This is a genomic window from Brevundimonas sp. (genome assembly GCF_029945885.1).
GTDB lineage: Bacteria > Pseudomonadota > Alphaproteobacteria > Caulobacterales > Caulobacteraceae > Brevundimonas.
Genome location: NZ_JAQSDK010000007.1, coordinates 1 through 16,841, shown reverse-complemented (window position 1 = coordinate 16,841; position 16,841 = coordinate 1). Strand labels below are relative to the sequence as shown.

Sequence of the window (16,841 nt, the reverse complement as noted above, 5' to 3'; positions counted from 1 at the left end):
GTCTGGTCTGCGATCCCATGCCGGGGCTGCGGACCCTGGCCCTGACCGTGGCCGTGCGGGGCGGTGCTCGCTGGGAGACCGAGGCCCAGTCGGGATGGTCCCATCTTCTCGAACACCTCGTGTTCAAGGGGGCCGGCAATATGGCGGCCCGCGAGATCGTCGAGCGAATCGAGGCCGAGGGCGGGTCGATCAATGCCGCGACCGGCTATGAGCGTACCAGTTTCGAGGTGCGGGCCCTGGACGGCTCCCTGCCCCTGGCCATGCAGGTGGTCGCCGATCTGGTGTTCCGCCCGACGCTGGATCCGGCCGAGATCGAACGCGAGAAGGATGTCGTCGCCCAGGAGATCGCGGAAGCCTTCGACACCCCCGACGACCATGTCTTCGAAATGGTCCAGACCCGGGCCTTCTCCGGCCAGTCCCTTGGGCGGCCCATTCTCGGTTCCGTAGCCAGTCTGGCCCCGGTCACCCGCGACAGTATCGGAGCCTGGCGTACCCGGCTCTATTCCCCGGACCGGATGGTGATTGCCGTTTCGGGCGCGGTCGACGAGGCCGGGTTCCTGGAGCTGGCCGAGCGCACCTTTGGCGCGGCGGTGGCGACCCCGGCGAAGGAGCCTGCATCCGCAGTCTTCACTGGTGGCGAGGCCAAATTGTCCCGCCGCATCGAACAGGCCAATCTGGTGTTCCAGCTGCCGGCCCCCGGTGTCCGGGACCCGGCCTATTCCGCCGTCCGTCTGATGGCGGAAATCCTCGGCGGGGGTATGGCGTCGCGCCTGTTCCAGAGTGCGCGCGAGGAACGGGGTCTGGCCTATGCCATCGACGCCTATCACGAGCCCTATGACAGTGAGGGGGTGTTGGGGATTTATGCCGGTGCCGCCGGCGACCGCGCAGAGGAATTGGCGCGGGTCTGTGCCGACGAAATTCGCGCCCTTGCCGACGACGGCCCGACCGCGGCCGAGCTGGCCCGGGCCAAGGCCGTGCTCAATGCCGGCCTGTGGATGTCAGACGAAAGCCCGGCCGGGCGGGCCGGGCGCCATGCGGCCCAGACCCTGATCTTCGGCGCGCCGATCCCGTCCCAGACCATGGCTGACCGGGTTCTGGCCCAGACCATTGAGGATGTGCGAACCGTCGCCCGTGACCTGCTGGTGCCGGCACGCGCGGCCAGCGCCGTCCTCGGTCCCCGTGCTGCTGCGGGCGCGGGTGCGGTCTTCCGTGACGCCCTGTTCGGCTGAGTACTCCGGGGCTAGGCTGTTCAGATGGCGTTGTTCGACTGGATGCCCGAGCCGATCGGGACGGTGCTGGAGGGAGAAGGGGTTATCCTTCGGGCCCCGCGGCCGGTCGACCACGCCGCCTGGTCAAGCCTGCGCGAGCGCTCGCGCGATTATCTCCAGCCCTGGGAGCCCTTGTGGCCCGAGGATGATCTGAGCCGGGCCGCCTATCGCCGTCGCATGATCATCTATGCGCGCGAGGTGGAACTGGGGAACGCCTGGCCATTCTTTATCTTCACCGCAGAGACCGGGACCCTGGTCGGGGCGGTCACCCTGTCCAATGTGCGTCGCGGCGTCGCCGAGATGGGCACGATCGGCTACTGGATCGGCCAGCCCTTCGCCGGGCGCGGCCATGCCACGGCGGCGGTTCGGGCTCTTGTGGTCTTCGCCTTTGGCTCGCTGCACCTCCACCGGCTCGAGGCCGCCTGCGTTCCCGGCAATCTCGCCTCGCGTCGCGTGCTGGAAAAATCCGGTTTCGTCCACGAGGGTCTGGCCCGGGCTTATCTCAAAATTAACGGGGCATGGGCAGATCATCTTCTGTTCGGCTGTGTGAATGACGCAGCGGAGCGCAGCGACGGCCAAACGCCGCCATGACAGGGGTCGGACAAGCGTTTTGAATACTCGGCCGAGATCTCTGGCGTGGGACGCGACGACCGCCATCGAAGCCCTGGCCGCGGCCGATACGGCGCTGTGGATATGGACGCCCGCCGACGACCAGATGCGCTTCACCGGGGCGACCCGGTCGCTGGGCTTGGGGCCGCTGGCCCCCGAGTGTTCCGGGGCCGCCTTCACCGCTGTGGCCATCCCCCAGGACCGCGCCCTCGCTGAACGGATTCTCAAACCCCAGGCCGAAGGGGCGGAGATCGCCATCCGCCTGCGCATGCGCGATGCGGAAACCTGTCTGTGGCGCGGAGTCTGGCTTGAGGACGGGCTGCGGGCTGCCGGGGTGGTGGCGCTGGAGACCAAATTCGCCGGTGGGCATCTCGACGCCCTGACTGGCCTGCTGGATCGCCGAACCTTCCTGAACCGGGCGGCCGAGGTCCTGACCCAGCCGGGTGATTACGACCTGATCGTCGCCGACGTCGATCGTCTGCGGCGGCTCAATGAGGCCCTGGGCCACGAGCGCGCCGACATGGTTCTGGCTGCCCTCGGATCGCGCCTGTCGGCGGCCTTTTCGCTGGATGTCCTGCCCGCCCGCGTCGGCGAGGACGAGTTCGCCGTGCTGGTTCCGCGCGCACCGGGCAATCCGTCCGAACGTCTGCGCGAAGCGGTCGAGCAGCCGCTGCGGATCGCCGGTTTCGACATCTATCCGACCGTGGCCATCGGCGCGGTCACGGCCGAGGGTGGGCCCGATGCGCCGGACGTCGCCGAACTGCTGCGTCGGGCGGAACTGGCGGTCGAACAGGCCAAGACCGCAGGGCGCGGCGGAGCCGCGGCCTATGGTCGGGCCCTGGAAAGCGACAGCCTGTCGCGCCTCGGCCTTGAGGCGGACCTGCGAAATGCCTTCCTGCGCGGAGAGATCGAACCCTTCTTCCAGCCGATCGTCAATCTCAACACAGGGGCCGTGGCCGGTTTCGAGGCTCTGGCCCGCTGGCGTCATCCCAAGCGCGGCCTGGTCCCGCCCGACGACTTCCTCGGCCTGACCGAGGAGATGGGTCTGATGAATGACCTGGGTCTGCTGATGATGACGCGCGCGGCGCGGCAGCTGGCCGAATGGCTCAAACGCCACCCCGGGGCGGGCAAATTGTTCTGCAGCGTCAACCTGTCGGTCGGCGAGATCGAACGCGCCAACCTGGTCGAGGATGTCGCCCGGATCATCGCCGAGACCGGTCTGCCGCGCGGCGCGCTGAAGCTTGAGGTCACCGAAGGCGACATCATGCGCGACACAGCCCAGGCGGCCGAGGTGTTGAGCCGTCTCAAGGCGGCCGGGGCCTCGCTGGCGCTGGATGATTTCGGCACCGGCTTCTCGTCCCTGGCCTGGCTGGCCAAGCTGCCGTTCGATACGCTGAAGATCGACCGCTATTTCGTGCTGACAATGGACAAGGACGAGGGCTCGGCCAAGATCGTCAAATCCGTGGTCAACCTCGGTCGTGACCTGTCGCTGGAAGTCGTGGCCGAGGGCGTTGAAAACGCGGATCTGGCGCGGCTTCTGTTGCAGGCCCAGTGCCACTACGGCCAGGGCTTTGGTTATGCCCAGGCCCTGCCGGCTCAGGAGGCCGAGGTCTATCTGAATGAGTCGCTGGCCGACGGCACGGCCCCGCTGAAGGCTCGCTCGGCCTGACCGGTCTGTGGCGGCCTCAGGCCCGCCCGGACTGACCGGACAGCTGTCCCGGATCCACGCCGAGGCCGGCCACGGCCCGACTCCATTTGGTGTCATGACTATCGTCGAAGATCAGGTCCGTGTCCGCGTCGGCCGTCAGCCAGACGTTCTCGCTGATCTCGTCCTCGAGCTGACCCTGGCCCCAGCCGGCATAGCCGAGAAGCAGGGTCGACCGGCGCGGACCGGTCAGGGGGTCGGTCATGGCCACCAGGGCCTCCCGGGTTCCCGTCATGGCCAGGCCCTGACCAAAGGCATGGCTGGCGTCGGCCGCCATCCAGTCGTCGGTATGCAGGACGAAGCCGCGTTCCCGTTCCACCGGACCGCCGATCAGCACCGGCTGGCCGGAGGCCCGGGCCGGCACCGGGGTGTCCAGCCTGGCCAGGACCGCCTTCAGGTCGACACCCGGAGCCGGGCGATCGAGGCGCAGCCCCATCGCATGGTCCGGCTCGTGGACGCAGATCAGGATCACCGCATGCTCGAAACGTGGATCGCCGATGCCCGGCATGGCCACCAGCAACCGTCCGACGAGGGAGGGGAAATCGCTCATATGACCATCATCGGCAGCGCCGTGCCGCTGCGCAAGCGGGTGGCTGCCGAATTGCGCTCGACAGCTTCCGGGGGCGCGCCCCTTGGAGATGGGGCGACGGCTCTCTATCTGACGCAGGACACCTAATCCTTCCCAAACACCGGAGACCTGCGATGACGATCCAGATCGGCGACCGTATTCCCTCGGCCACCCTGACCACCATGACCCCCGACGGTCCCCGTCCGGTGACGACGGACTCCCTGTTCAAGGGCAAGACCGTGGCCCTGTTCGCGGTGCCGGGGGCCTTTACTCCGACCTGTTCGGCCCGACACCTTCCGGGCTTCAAGGACCATCGCGCCGACCTGGCCGCCAAGGGTGTCGACACCGTCGCCTGTGTCTCGGTGAATGACGCCTTCGTCATGGGGGCCTGGGCCGACAGCCAGGGCATCGGTTCTGACGACGTCGTCATGCTGGCCGATGGCAACGGTGACTTCACCCGCGACGTCGGTCTGGCCATGGACGCCAAGGGCTTCGGCATGGGCGAGCGGTCACAGCGCTATTCGATGCTGGTCAAGGACGGCGTGGTCGACCAGCTGAACATCGAACAGGGTGGTGAGTTCAAGGTCTCGTCAGCTGAACATCTGCTGGCCCAGATCTAGACCGACAGGGTCGAGGTGCGGAGCTCAGGCGACGGCGGCGGCGGTGTCGTCGTCGTCTGCAGCTCCGGCTTCCGCCAGGGTGTGGGAGACCGCCCCCAGAAGCAGGGTCGGGGTAATCGGCTTGGGCACGAAATAGGTCATGCCCGCCGCCATACAGGCGGCGATGTCATCGGCCGAAGTATCGGCGGTGACGGCGATAACCGGGGTATCCGCGTTCGGGCTGTTGCCCGCCCGCAGGCGGCGCGTGGTCTCGCGTCCGTCCAGCTCGGGCATACGCACGTCCATGAAGATCAGGTCGAAGCTGGCGTTCTCGCAGATCTTCAGAGCCGCGAGTCCGTCGGCGGCCGTGGCGATATCGCAGCCGAGAGGCTGGAGGATCAGCTGGATAGCGCGGCGGTTGATGTCGTGATCGTCGACGACCAGAACCCGCATGGGGCGGCCCTCCTCGTCGTCCTCGACCGCGACCACCTCTTCCGCGACCGGTGCCCTGGGTTGCTGGACGGGCCTGGCCACGCGACGACCCAGGGACTGGGCAACGGCGTCGCGGCTGTCCTGGTCGAGGGCTTCTGACGGTGCCGCGACGGCGGCGGTCCGGCTTTCCATCAGGTTCAGGGCGAGGGTGAAGCTGGAGCCCTCGTCGCGGACGCTGCGTGCGGTGAGCCGTCCGCCCATCAGCTCCACCAGCTGGCGGCTGATCGCTAGGCCGAGGCCGGAACCGCCGTAGCGGCTGCCGACGCCTTCTGCGGTCTGGTCGAACGGCGTGAACAGGCGGTCGACCTGGGCCGGGGTCATGCCGGGGCCGGTGTCCTTGATCTCGATCAGCAGGGCGTGGCGGGTCAGTTCATCGTCCCAGGCCCGAAGCTGCAGGGTGACTGAGCCCGTCTCGGTGAATTTCATGGCGTTGGACAGCAGGTTGTTCAGCACCTGGCGCAGACGCATGGGGTCGCCGCGTACCAACTGTGGGATCGAGGCGGCCCCCTCGACCCGCAGCTTGAGCCCCTTGGACCGGGCCGGTCCGCGCCAGAGGCGAACAGTCTGGGACAGCAGGGCCCGGAGGTCGAAATCGCTGGCCTCGACAGTCATATGCCCGGCCTCGAGCTTGGCGTGGTCGAGCAGGTCGTCCAGCAGAGCCTTCATCATCACGCCGGCGTCGGTGATCAGTTGGGCCTGGGCCCGGCCGGCATTGTCTCCGGCACCCCGTTCCAGTTCCGCGGCTCCGGTAAGGATGGCGCTGATCGGAGTGCGCAGATCGTGGCCGACCGCCGCCAGGAAGGCGCTGCGGCTCTCCATAATCCGTTCGGCCTCGGCCCGTTTGAGGTCAGCCTCGACGCGGGCCTGGCTCTCGGCCGTGCGGGCCTGGTTCAGCCGCATCCAGGTCGAGACGCAATAGGTGGCGAAGACGGCCACGGAGATGGCCGTGGCGGTGGCGAAGGCGGTTGAGGCCCCGAGCACGGACATGAAGAAGGGCGTGGCCGCCAGATAGGTCAGATGCGGGATGATGGTCAGGGCCAGAACGACCTTGGACCGAGGCGCGTTGATGACGCTGTAGACGGCACCGGCCGTCAGGAGAATCGTCGCGCAGATACCACCCATCGCCCCGCCGATCAGCCAGAGCGGGATCGACAGGCTGCCGAAATAAAGGGTGTTGAGAAACAGAAGGACGCCGCCGGCAAACAGGCGCGGGCCGCGAAGATGGCTGCTCCTGCCGCTGTTGATCGGCTCGAAGACCCAGATGTCGAGAAGCTGGATCGCGAAATAGCCGACCACCCAGGAAAGGCAGTAGGTCCAGCCGATCACCGGACTGAACACGAGGGCGGCGGCCGCCCCCATGCCGAGCCGCTGCAGCAACGCCTTGCGGCGCTGTCGGACGGCGTCGGTCCAGTCAGACGGTGTGTCGGCGTAGGCCTGTGGCATGCGGCTTTCCGAGGCGGGCACGTTTACCCTTGAAATGACCATGCCCGGGTAGCCCTAACGCTCCGTCAACGGGCCCGCCAGAATCGCTTCCTGCAGTGTGGAAAACCCGTCTGACCGCAGCCGGGCGGCCAGATCCCGCTTGATCCGGCGGACCAGTCCCGGCCCCCCGTAGATCAGCGCCGAATACAGCTGAACCGCAGCGGCACCCGCGCGAATGCGGGCATAGGCCTCGGCCCCGGAGTCGATTCCACCGACCGCGATCAGCGGCAGACGGCCGGATCCGGCCTCGGCGGCGGCACGCAGTGCGGCCCGCGCCCGGACCTTCAACGGGGCACCCGACAGCCCCCCGGACTCATCCCTGTATGGTGAACGCAGACTGTCCGGGCGGTCGAGGGTGGTGTTCGACACGATCAGACCATCGATGCCGTAGGCCAGGGTCGCCTCGACGATCATGCTGATCTCGGCGACCGTCAGGTCAGGGGCGATTTTCAGAAAGACCGGGACGCCGCCCGGAGTTCGGGCTTCGGCGATCCGGCCCAGCAGGTCATCCAGCGCCGCCCGCCCCTGCAGGGCCCGCAGGCCCGGCGTATTCGGCGACGAGATATTGATGGTGAAATAGTCAGCCAGACCAGCCAGGCGGTGCAGTCCGGCGACATAGTCGGCGGCCTTGTCTTCCGTGTCCTTGTTCGCCCCCAGATTGGCCCCGACGACGGCATGTGGCGGGCGGTGAGCCAGCCGGTCGGCGAAGGCGTCCAGTCCGGCATTGTTGAAGCCCATGCGGTTGATCACGGCCTGGTCCTCGGACAGACGGAACAGGCGCGGCCTTGGATTTCCGTCTTGCGGGCGCGGCGTGACCGAGCCGCATTCGACAAAGCCGAAGCCCAGGCGAGATAGGCCACGCAAGGCCTCGCCGTTCTTGTCGAGCCCCGCGGCCAGACCCACAGGATTACTCAGTCGCAGGCCCGCGACCGTGGTGGCGAGAATGGGGTCGTCGGCGGGGGGGACGGGCAGGGGCACCCAGGCCAGGGCCCGGATCGCCAGACCATGGGCAACCTCCGGGTCCAGCCGGCGCAACAGCCAGGTGCCGGGATCAAAACCGCTCACGGAGCCGTTCCGCCGTCGTCGAAGCGCATCTGTCCGTCGTCGCTTACCGTCAGGGCGCGGACCGTGCCGATAGCCGTGACCGGCAGGGGACCGTACAGGTGTGGAAACAGGTCGCCGCCCCGCGAGGGCTCCCAGACCAGGCGCTCGCCCAGCGCCCCGGTGTTGACCGCCAGAAGCATCAGCCCGTCCCGGCCCGCATAGTGGCGGCGCGCAGTCTCGGCCAGTTGAGCCGCAGTCGACATGTGAATATAGCCGTCAGCCCGGTCGACGGCGGACCCGTCGTAGTGACCGGCCTCGAGGGCGGCCTTCCATTCGGCGGCGTCGATCAGCTTGAAGGCCGTCCCGAGGGCTACGGTCATTCCCGATCTCCGACGGTGCCGGGCTCAAGCAGGCCCTCCCAGGTGCAGCGGCCGGCCGCATCCACGGTGAAGATGGCGACCGAGGCCGGCTCGAAACCGCCACTCAGCCGGTCAAGAATCGACGGTGAGGCCGCGCTTTCGATCAGATATTCGACCGCCAGTAGATGGATACCCGGATTATGGGCGACCACCATCAGACAGCCCACCTCATCCTCGGAGGCCTCGACGAACCGTCGCAGGACATCGGCTCCGGCATTGTAGAGCGCGGGTTCATGCCGGACCTCCACGTCGCCCAGGGCGTCATGCAGCAGGTCCCAGGTTTCGCTGGTGCGGGTCGCCGACGAGACCAGGGCCCGGTCCGGCCGCAGGCCCCGCGCCGCCAGGGCGCGGCCCATGCGCGCGGCGTCGAGACGGCCGGTGGCCGACAGGGGCCGGTCACGGTCACGGCCCGGGCCGGGGGCACGTTCGGCGGTGGCGTGCCGCATCAGGATCAGTCGGTGCATCAGCGCCCTTTAGGGGCGTTCGGGCGATCCATCCAGATCGTTCCGTGCGGAACCCGGCATTTGGGTGGCCGGTTGCGGGGCCATGGCCGGTGTCCGGCCCCGGACGGTGCGGGTCGCGCCATTGACCGGGAGGCGGGCATAGGCCTGGCGGGTCGCCTCCAGCATGATCACCCCGGCGGCCCCGGGGAACAGATGGCGTCCGACCTGTTCGAAGCCGTCGGCCAGGGGCAGGAGTGGCGGCCACGGCGGCATGTAGAGGGCCTGAGACCAGGCGGTCGGCTCAAGGCCGACCTCGCGCACCAGCCGTTCCAGCTGGCCGCGGGTAAATGGGCGGCCATGGCCGAACGGCGTCGCTTCGGCGCGGGACCACAGGCCGCCGCGGGCCGCCGCCGTCAGGATGATCCGACCGGCCGGGGCCAGGGCGCGGACCGCTTCGGCCAGCAAGGCCCTGGCGTCGTCGGCCTCTTCGAGGGCGTGGATCAGCAGGATGCGGTCAAAGCTCCCGGCGGTGAACGGCAGGCGGCGGTCATCGACGAGAAGGGAGCGGTTTCGTCCCACCAGCGGCCAGGGCTCGACACCCTGCCCGCCGGGCATGGCGGCCACGACACGCCGCGCCCCGACGAAGGCGTCCAGCCAGGGGGTGGCATAGCCGAGACCGAGGACGTCGCAGTCGTTGGCCTCACCCCAGGCGTTGTCGAGGCGTCGCGCCAGCAGGCGTCGCACCAGCGCCCCCGAGGGTTCACCGTAGAAGGCTCGTAGCTCTTCGATGCTGCGTCGCATCGGGCGAACATAGCGGCTGCAGTAGGCTTGGGCGAGCGGTCGCTGCTAGAATGGGCACATGGCCCTGCACGTTCACCTGTTCCCCTGCCTCAACGACAACTACGGCCTGCTGGTCCGAGATGCGGCCAGCGGTCGGGTGGCGACGATCGATACGCCCGCCGCTGACGCCATACTGTCGGAAATCGAACGGCTGGGATGGGGGACGCTCGACCTGATCCTGAACACCCACTGGCACGCCGACCACACCGGCGGAAACGCGGCGCTCAAGGCCCGAACCGGTTGTGAGATCGTCGGACCGGCCGAGGTGGGGCGCGTCGCCCCGCTGGACCGGATCGTGGGCGATGGCGATGCGGTCGAGCTGGGTCAGACCCTGCTGCAGGTCACGGTCACCCCCGGCCATACCCTGGGCCATCTGGTCTATCGGTCGGTCGCCGACGGCGAGGCCTTCGTCGGGGATACCCTGTTCGCCCTGGGCTGCGGCCGCCTGTTCGAGGGGACGCCACAGCAGATGTGGGACAGTCTTCAGGCCCTGGCGGCCTGGCCGCCGGAAACACGGGTCTGGTGCGCCCACGAATATACCGCCGCCAATGCCCGCTTCGCCCTGTCGCTGGATGATCGTCCGGAGATGCGGGCCCACGCCGAGGCGATTTTCGCCGCACGGACCCGTGGCGAGGCGACCGTGCCGACGACCATAGGGGTCGAGCGGGCCTACAATCCGTTCCTCAGGGCGAAGGACGCCGCCGATTTCGCCGTGCGCCGCGCCGCCAAGGACGATTTCCGCGGCTAGGCGTCAGTCCTGGGGCAGGAAGGCGCGGATGATGCGGGCCGACGACGGTCGACCGGCCAGGCCCTGACTGGGGGCCACCACGATCCTCAGCTCACTGCTCAGATAGGTCACGGCGGCGCGATCGCCCTCGATGATCGTGATGCGCCGCAGCCGGCTGAGGCTGGGACGGGCCGACGGCGAGCGGGCGATCCGCATCACCGCATCGGTGGAGATGATCAGGGCGTCGACGGCCAGGGATTCGGAGTCATCGCCGGTGTCGAGATTGATCTCGACCAGACGGCCCAGGGCCTGGGTGATCATGCCGCTGCGGCGCGCCATCAGGTTGAACAGCTCGGCCGGGCCGAGGGACGGTGGTGACAGGGTCGGACCCGGTCCGGCGAACGACACCGGTGAGCCGCCCCGGGCGACCGGGGTGAAGATGGTCATGCCGCCGTCGGGCGTCACGCGCAGCACCTGCTCGCCGGCGTCATTGCGATAGATGATGTCGCCGCGCGGGGCCGGGGTCGGGCGCAACACCCAGGTTTCGTCGCGGCGCTCGAAGCGCAGCAGGGCCTGACGGCCGGATCCGCCGAGAACAAAGGTCTCGCCACTGTCCGCGACATAGCGTCCGGCGGTCGGCAGGCTGTCGGACCGGTCCTGATTGCGAAGGGCCCGGCTCTGTTCCGCCTGGGCATTGCCCTGGATCTGGGCCCGGGCGGCCGTCGTCGCCGTCAGGCCCGCGACCACGATGGCGAGCGCCAGCGTGGTCGCGATCGGCGTGGACGCCGTTCTGACCGGAACCGAGAATATCATGCGGCGGAGGGTGGAACCTCACCCCGGCGGATTTTAGGCAAGGTCGGGGTCAGCCGACCAGGTATTGACCGCCGTTCAGCGAGAGCGTGCACCCTGTGACATATCCGGCACGCTCGCCCGACAGCCAGGACACCATGTCGGCGATCTCCTCGCCCTTGCCCAGTCGACCCACGGGGATCTGGGCGATGATGCCCGCCAGGACCTTCTCGTCCATGGCGCCGACCATCTCGGTGTCGATATAGCCCGGGGCGATACAGTTGACGGTCACACCCTTGCGCGCGTTCTCCAGCGCCAGCGCCTTGGTGAAGCCGATCATCCCGGCCTTGGCGGCGGAATAGTTGGTCTGGCCGACCTGGCCCTTCTGGCCGTTGATCGACGAGATGTTGACGATGCGGCCGAAGCCGCGGTCGCGCATGCCGACGATGACATGGCGGGTCATGTTGAACACGCTGTCCATATTGACGCGGATGACGTCGGACCACTGGTCGTGGCTCATCTTGTGGAAGAAGCCGTCGCGGGTGATGCCGGCATTGTTGACCAGGACGTCGATCGGGCCGAGCTGGTCCTCGATCTCCTTCACCGCCCGGGCGCAGTCGTCGAACGAGCCGACATTGCCCTTGACGATGGTGACGCCCAATTCCTTCGCCGTCGCTTCGGCGGCCTCGACATTGCCGGAATAGCCGGCGGCGACGGCCATGCCGTCTTCCTTCAGACGTTGAACGATTGCCTTGCCGATGCCGCGGGTTCCACCCGTGACCAGAGCCACTCGAGCCATGTGCGTTTCCTTGTCCCTGACGGCTCCGTCTGACGCGGGGCCTTGTTCGGGACGATCCTAGCGGGTTGGCGGGAGCGGGAGAACCCCGATCGTGGGGGCCGGGCGGGCGGCCCCCCACGCCGGACGGTCTAGAGCTTCGCCATGTCGAGGACGAAGCGGTAGCGGACGTCGGACTTCTCCATCCGGCTATAGGCTTCATTGATCCGGTCGGGGGCGATGACCTCGATCTCGCAGGCGATGCCGTGTTCGGCGCAGAAATCGAGCATCTCCTGGGTCTCGCGGATGCCGCCGATCAGCGAGCCGGCGATGCGGCGACGACGCCACAGCAGCGGCAGGGCATAGACGGGCATGCCCTCGGTCGACAGGCCCAGCATCACCATGGTGCCGTCGCGGGCCAGCAGGTTGATGTGGCTGGCGATCTCGTGGGTGGCCGAGACGGTGTTGATGATCAGGTCGAATTTCTCGCCGGCCGCCGCCATGGCGGCCTTGTCGGAATTGATCAGGAAATGTTTGGCCCCCATCCGCTCGGCATCGGCCTTCTTGCGGTCCGAGGTCGACAGGACGGTGACCTCGGCCCCCATGGCCGCGGCCTGTTTGACGGCCATATGGCCGAGGCCGCCGAGACCGATGACCGCGACCTTCGAGCCGGGGCCGACCTTCCATTCCCGCAGCGGCGAATAGGTGGTGATGCCGGCGCACAACAGGGGGGCGGCGGCGTCCAGCGGGATCGAGTCCGGGATCGACAGCACATAGTTCTGGTCGACGGTGATGTGGTCGGAATAGCCGCCCTGGGTCACGGTCTGGCCGACGGCGGCCCCCTTGGGATCCGGCGAGCCATAGGTCTGGGTCATGCCCGGCACGCAATACTGTTCCTCGCCCTCCTTGCAGGAGGAACAGACGCGGCAGCTGTCGACCATACAGCCGACGCCGACGCGGTCGCCGATCTTGAAGCGGGTCACGTCCGAGCCGACCGCGGACACGACGCCGGCGATCTCGTGGCCCGGCACGATCGGGTAGCGGGTATTGCCCAGGTCATTGTTGGCGACGTGCAGGTCCGAATGGCAGACGCCGCAGAACTGGATGTCGATGGCCACATCGTCCGGACCCGGGTCGCGCCGCTCGAAACTGTAGGGCGACAGCGGGGTATGGGCGGCGGTCGCGGCGAAGGCGCGGGTGGCAATGGGCATGGGGGAGTTTCCGGACTGGCGGCGGGCCTCTTCAGATGTGGTCGCGGGCCCGCCGCCGCAAGGCGGACCGGCGGCGGAAAGACCGCGGGCGGCCCCTTGCCGCCCTGGCGTCGTCGCCACCCCGGGCGGGGCAGCGGGACAGAAAAACAGGGTCCACTCGGTCCACTCGGTCCACTGGGTCCACCGGGGCGGCGGCGGCCGGACCCGGCCGCCCCTCCAGCCTGGCACGGCCCTGCGTCAGAGCCGGACGGGTCGCCCCGCCTCAGCCCAGTTCGCGGATCAGGGCCTGGGCCGCGGCCGGGTTCCTCAGCTTGGCCCCCGAGATGAAATAGGCGAAGACGTCGCCGCGGCCGGCCCAGGCCCTGACCTGGGCGGCCACCGCCTGCAGCTCGGCGGCGGTCAGGCCGGTCGGCTCGTCCTCGCGGCTGGACATCAGCCGGGCATAGGTGAAACCGGCGGTCGGCTGGTCGATGCGGGGCCAGTCGGGGGACTCATCGCCGACGGCATAGACGATGGCCACGCCGTATCGGGCGGCCAGGTCGTAGAACTGCTGGGTGTCGAAGCTGGGGTGGCGCACCTCGACCGCATGGCGCAGCCGCACCCCGTCCTGTTCGGCCGGCAGCAGGGTCAGGAAGGCCTCGAAATCCTCGGGGTCGAACCTCTTGGTGCCCATGAATTGCCAGTTGATCGGGCCCAGCCTGTCGCCCAGGACGCTGAGCCCCTGACCGAGGAACCGCCCCATCGACTCGCCCATCCCGGCCAGCACCTTGCGGTTGGTACAGTAGCGGCTGGCCTTGACCGCGAAGACGAAACCGTCCGGCGTCTCGTCCCGCCATTTGAGCCAGCTGTCGGGCTTGAAGGTGGAATAGTAGGTGCCGTTGATCTCGATCGAGGTCAGGGCCCGGCTGGCGAATTCGAGCTCGCGTTTCTGGACCAGACCGTCGGGATAGAAGACCCCCCGCCACGGCTCGAAGGTCCAGCCGCCGATGCCGATGTGGATGGGGTGGGTCATGTTTCGCTCCCTGACAGCGGAGGATCGCAGGAAACGGGAATGTCTGACAACGGGGTCCGAGCCCATGTCTGCCAGGGGTGGCAAGCTGACTTGCGCTACGGACGAGGGCGCGCTTTGTTTGGCCTATGAGGTTTTGGGGCGAAGCACTGTTGTTGGGCGGTCTGGCAGCGTTCGCGTCGCAGCAGGTTGTCGTCGCTCAATCGCCGATTTTAACCCGTGATTGGGCTCAACATCTGGAAGCCGAACTGGATCTGCATGCGGCTCTAAGCGCGACAGACCGCCGAAGCGGCGATCCGAAACCAATCACTGAATATGCTCGCTACTACCGAGTGGTCGAGATTGATGGGAAGGCGATTGTCGAAGCTGTTTTCGCGCCGCCGGTCGAGCTTCATCCGTCCGATTGGCGGACGTCTCGTTATACGGCGAACGGAATGGAGGACTTGGGGCCAGCTGCACAGCCGTCCGAGGAGGCTTTGCGGCGCGGTCGCCGTGACATCCACATCGACGAGCCGTTTGCCGTCATCTTCGATGGCGGCTGCGAGATCGTGACGCTCTCGATTGACTATGAAAGCCGCCGCGTTCTTTCAGCCCATTGTAATGGCGTCGCCTGAGCCGTTCTGCGGTCCGCTATGGGTCGGAAGCCGTCCTTGGTGATGTCCGGCCCCGGTGGATCGGGCATCGACATTCGCACCGAAAGTGGACGTCGCCGGTCCGGCGCGGGCGCGGGCGGTCGACATGTGTAAGGATCCGGTCGCCTTGTCATCCCGGACGCCGCGACGCGGCGATCCGGGACGGACTGCTCCTGACAGCAGGGGCCTCCCGGAAATCGCGGCGCGATTGTCCGGGAGACGGGTGCCGCCATGCGGGATCCCGGCCCGTCTCCCGGACAGCGGCTGACGCCGCTTCCGGGAGGATTGATTTTCTTGCACTCGAGCGTCCCGGACAGCGCCTGCGGCGCTTCCGGGATGACAACTGCCTATCGGACGTTTCCTGCCCGCGCTTCGGCGATGATTTCCTCGGGTGTCTGATCGCTGATTCCCGAGGCGTAACCTTCGTCAATCAGCCGCTGCATATGGGCGATCTTGTCGGCCCGGTCCTGTTCGCGGCGGATCAGGTCACGCACCACGTCGCTGGAATTGCCGTAGCGGCCGGTTCGGGTCTGTTCCTCGACCCAGGCCTTCATGGGCGCGGGCAGGGAGATGTTCATCGTCGCCATCGCGGTCTCCTGTGACGCGTATTGGCGCAATCATGGCAAACCTTGTCAAGGTGATCGCCGGGACGAGACATGCCGGCAATCAGAGACCGACCGGCGCGTCTATTGCGGCACCACATCGGCTTGCGGTTGGGGCTGCAGCTCCGCCGGCATCGGACGGGCGTCGGTTTCGGCCTCGGTCTGGCTCAGGCCCGGGGCGCGCGCGGCGTAGATGATGGCGAACAGGATCACGATCAGGGTCAACGAGGCCAGCAGCACCCACAGGATGCGCAGGCCGCCGCGGCCCTGTTTGACTTCTTTCACGGCAATCGTGGGTCCATCCGAAAGGCGGGCGTCGTGGTCGGCGGGGCGTTCGGCGGGGTGGTTGGGCGGGGTTGTTTGCTGGGTCATGCCAAAGCGAATGCTCAAGCTGGCTACGCGTTCCCGTGGTTGTTTGCCGCAGCCGGGCGCTCACCAGACCAGGGCGGCCGCATGGGCGGGGTCGGACAGGCGGGCATTGCTGAATTCGACCTGACGGTCACGCGGCACCGCATAGGCGACATGGGGCCGCAGGGCGGCCAGGATCGAGGGCGGGGCGTCCATGGCCTCGGGCATTTCGCATTCGGCCATGGCCCAGTAGAAGGCCTCCTCACCGTCCAGCAGCAGGTCGATGTCCCAGCGCAGGCCGGCGGGATCGGCCACCGTATGGCGCAGCTTGTGGATGCGGCGCGTGGTCAGGGGCCAGAGGTCGTCGAAATCGCGCGCCTCGACGGCGGTCTCGATCTCGATCAGACGTCCCGCCGCCGTGATCTTGCAGGTGAAGCTGTCGGTCGTGATCCGGCCGGTCGTCTGCCGCCGGATACGGGCATCCCCGGGCAGATAGCCCTGGCGTACCTCGCTCCAGTCGGCGCGCGGCCACAGGGCCAGCACCGCCGCCGGGTCCTCCAGTACATATTTGCGCTCATTCTCGGTCGGCATGGCCGGCCTAGTAGGCGAAGTCCCGGTACATGCGGGTGACGTCGCCTTCCCATTCGCCGTGATACAGGCTCAGCAGCCGGTCGGCAGGGGTGATGCCGCTGTCGGCGATGTCTTCCAGCTCGGACAGATAGCCGCGCTCGTCGACCATGCCGCCGGACATGCGGGCGCGGTTCCTGAGGCCGCGGCGGGCGATGGCCACCATGTCGACGGCGATGTCGCGCACCGAACGACCGGCGACCTCGGCCTTCAGGCCCAGCCGGGTGACGTCGCGGCGCAGCCGCTCGTGGTCGGCGATGTCCCAGTCCTTGCACAGGTCCCAGGCCGCCGCGAGCGAGGGGGCGTCATACAGGATGCCGGCCCACAGGGCGGGCAGGCCGCAGATCCGGCTCCACGGGCCGCCGTCGGCGCCGCGCATCTCCAGATAGGATTTCAGCCGCACCTCGGGGAAGAGGGTGGTCAGGTGATCGTTCCAGTCCTTCAGCGTCGGCCGTTCGCCGGGCAGGGCCGGCAGTTCGCCCTTGAGAAAGTCGCGGAACGACTGGCCCGAGGCGTCGACATAGCGGTCGCCGCGCTTGGCGAAATACATCGGCGTGTCGAGGGCGTAGTTGGCATAGGTCTCGAAGCCGAAGCCGTCGGCGAAGACGAAGTCCAGCATGCCGGTGCGGTCGGGGTCGGTGTCGGTCCAGAC

At 67.9% G+C, this 16,841-nt stretch carries 20 protein-coding genes; 6 read left to right on the top strand and 14 right to left on the bottom strand.

All coding sequences use genetic code 11. The features are described from left to right. Positions 1-17 precede the first annotated feature (17 nt). The 3 genes from PSV00_RS05695 to PSV00_RS05685 are packed head-to-tail and all read left to right on the top strand — an operon-like array spanning position 18 to position 3,546. Positions 18-1,229 (top strand): pitrilysin family protein, encoded by a 1,212-nt coding sequence (locus PSV00_RS05695; RefSeq protein ID WP_300445547.1) that lies wholly within the window; start codon positions 18-20, stop codon positions 1,227-1,229. 24 nt (positions 1,230-1,253) lie between these two features. Further along, a complete protein-coding gene (locus PSV00_RS05690) occupies positions 1,254-1,859 on the top strand; it encodes a GNAT family protein (RefSeq protein WP_300445546.1) in 606 nt (201 codons plus the stop codon). 19 nt (positions 1,860-1,878) lie between these two features. Continuing rightward, positions 1,879-3,546, top strand: coding sequence for a bifunctional diguanylate cyclase/phosphodiesterase (locus PSV00_RS05685; RefSeq protein WP_300445545.1), 1,668 nt, complete (start codon positions 1,879-1,881; stop codon positions 3,544-3,546). Between the two features lie 16 nt (positions 3,547-3,562). Here the strand turns inward: PSV00_RS05685 and PSV00_RS05680 are convergent, their stop codons facing one another. Continuing rightward, positions 3,563-4,132 (bottom strand): YqgE/AlgH family protein, encoded by a 570-nt coding sequence (locus PSV00_RS05680; RefSeq protein WP_300445544.1) that lies wholly within the window; start codon positions 4,130-4,132, stop codon positions 3,563-3,565. 152 nt (positions 4,133-4,284) lie between these two features. Between PSV00_RS05680 and PSV00_RS05675 the strand changes: the two genes are divergently transcribed. Next, the gene (locus PSV00_RS05675) at positions 4,285-4,770 is read left to right on the top strand and encodes a peroxiredoxin (protein ID WP_300445543.1); all 486 of its coding nucleotides are present in this window, start codon (positions 4,285-4,287) and stop codon (positions 4,768-4,770) included. Between the two features lie 24 nt (positions 4,771-4,794). Here the strand turns inward: PSV00_RS05675 and PSV00_RS05670 are convergent, their stop codons facing one another. From PSV00_RS05670 to PSV00_RS05650, 5 genes are read right to left on the bottom strand one after another with little or no spacing between them, the layout of a single operon-like run. Further along, the gene (locus PSV00_RS05670) at positions 4,795-6,684 is read right to left on the bottom strand and encodes an ATP-binding protein (RefSeq protein ID WP_300445542.1); all 1,890 of its coding nucleotides are present in this window, start codon (positions 6,682-6,684) and stop codon (positions 4,795-4,797) included. Between the two features lie 54 nt (positions 6,685-6,738). Then, positions 6,739-7,788, bottom strand: coding sequence for a quinone-dependent dihydroorotate dehydrogenase (locus tag PSV00_RS05665; protein WP_300445541.1), 1,050 nt, complete (start codon positions 7,786-7,788; stop codon positions 6,739-6,741). Beyond that, positions 7,785-8,147, bottom strand: a complete 363-nt coding sequence (locus PSV00_RS05660) for a DUF952 domain-containing protein (protein WP_300445540.1) — start codon at positions 8,145-8,147, stop codon at positions 7,785-7,787. The genes PSV00_RS05665 and PSV00_RS05660 overlap by 4 nt, the downstream gene beginning before the upstream one ends. Then, positions 8,144-8,650, bottom strand: a complete 507-nt coding sequence (locus PSV00_RS05655) for a histidine phosphatase family protein (RefSeq protein ID WP_300445539.1) — start codon at positions 8,648-8,650, stop codon at positions 8,144-8,146. The genes PSV00_RS05660 and PSV00_RS05655 overlap by 4 nt, the downstream gene beginning before the upstream one ends. A gap of 9 nt (positions 8,651-8,659) precedes the next feature. Next, positions 8,660-9,430, bottom strand: coding sequence for a methyltransferase domain-containing protein (locus tag PSV00_RS05650; protein WP_300445538.1), 771 nt, complete (start codon positions 9,428-9,430; stop codon positions 8,660-8,662). 58 nt (positions 9,431-9,488) lie between these two features. On the opposite strand from PSV00_RS05650, the gene gloB reads away from it, so the two are divergent. Further along, positions 9,489-10,217 carry a hydroxyacylglutathione hydrolase gene (gloB, locus tag PSV00_RS05645; protein ID WP_300445537.1) on the top strand — a complete coding sequence of 243 codons (729 nt, stop codon included), beginning with the start codon at positions 9,489-9,491 and terminating at the stop codon, positions 10,215-10,217. A 3-nt stretch (positions 10,218-10,220) separates the two neighbouring features. Here the strand turns inward: gloB and PSV00_RS05640 are convergent, their stop codons facing one another. From PSV00_RS05640 to PSV00_RS05625, 4 genes are all read right to left on the bottom strand, one after another. Beyond that, on the bottom strand, positions 10,221-11,009 hold the full coding sequence (locus tag PSV00_RS05640; RefSeq protein ID WP_300445536.1) for a DUF4908 domain-containing protein: 789 nt from the start codon (positions 11,007-11,009) through the stop codon (positions 10,221-10,223). Between the two features lie 49 nt (positions 11,010-11,058). Continuing rightward, entirely contained in the window at positions 11,059-11,784 is a 726-nt protein-coding gene (gene phbB / locus PSV00_RS05635) for an acetoacetyl-CoA reductase (RefSeq protein WP_300445535.1), read from the bottom strand. Between the two features lie 128 nt (positions 11,785-11,912). Continuing rightward, positions 11,913-12,971, bottom strand: coding sequence for an NAD(P)-dependent alcohol dehydrogenase (locus PSV00_RS05630; protein WP_300445534.1), 1,059 nt, complete (start codon positions 12,969-12,971; stop codon positions 11,913-11,915). A gap of 262 nt (positions 12,972-13,233) precedes the next feature. Next, positions 13,234-13,983, bottom strand: a complete 750-nt coding sequence (locus PSV00_RS05625; RefSeq protein ID WP_300445533.1) for a DUF72 domain-containing protein — start codon at positions 13,981-13,983, stop codon at positions 13,234-13,236. 152 nt (positions 13,984-14,135) lie between these two features. On the opposite strand from PSV00_RS05625, the gene PSV00_RS05620 reads away from it, so the two are divergent. Next, a complete protein-coding gene (locus tag PSV00_RS05620; RefSeq protein WP_300445532.1) occupies positions 14,136-14,594 on the top strand; it encodes a hypothetical protein in 459 nt (152 codons plus the stop codon). A 365-nt stretch (positions 14,595-14,959) separates the two neighbouring features. On the opposite strand, the gene PSV00_RS05615 is transcribed toward PSV00_RS05620, so the two are convergent. From PSV00_RS05615 to PSV00_RS05600, 4 genes are all read right to left on the bottom strand, one after another. Next, on the bottom strand, positions 14,960-15,199 hold the full coding sequence (locus PSV00_RS05615; RefSeq protein WP_300445531.1) for a type II toxin-antitoxin system ParD family antitoxin: 240 nt from the start codon (positions 15,197-15,199) through the stop codon (positions 14,960-14,962). A 99-nt stretch (positions 15,200-15,298) separates the two neighbouring features. Then, the gene (locus PSV00_RS05610; protein WP_300445530.1) at positions 15,299-15,586 is read right to left on the bottom strand and encodes a hypothetical protein; all 288 of its coding nucleotides are present in this window, start codon (positions 15,584-15,586) and stop codon (positions 15,299-15,301) included. Between the two features lie 60 nt (positions 15,587-15,646). Further along, entirely contained in the window at positions 15,647-16,153 is a 507-nt protein-coding gene (locus PSV00_RS05605; protein WP_300445529.1) for a hypothetical protein, read from the bottom strand. 7 nt (positions 16,154-16,160) lie between these two features. Then, the coding region (locus tag PSV00_RS05600; protein WP_300445528.1) for a glutamate-cysteine ligase family protein at positions 16,161-16,841 on the bottom strand (681 nt) is incomplete at its 5' end.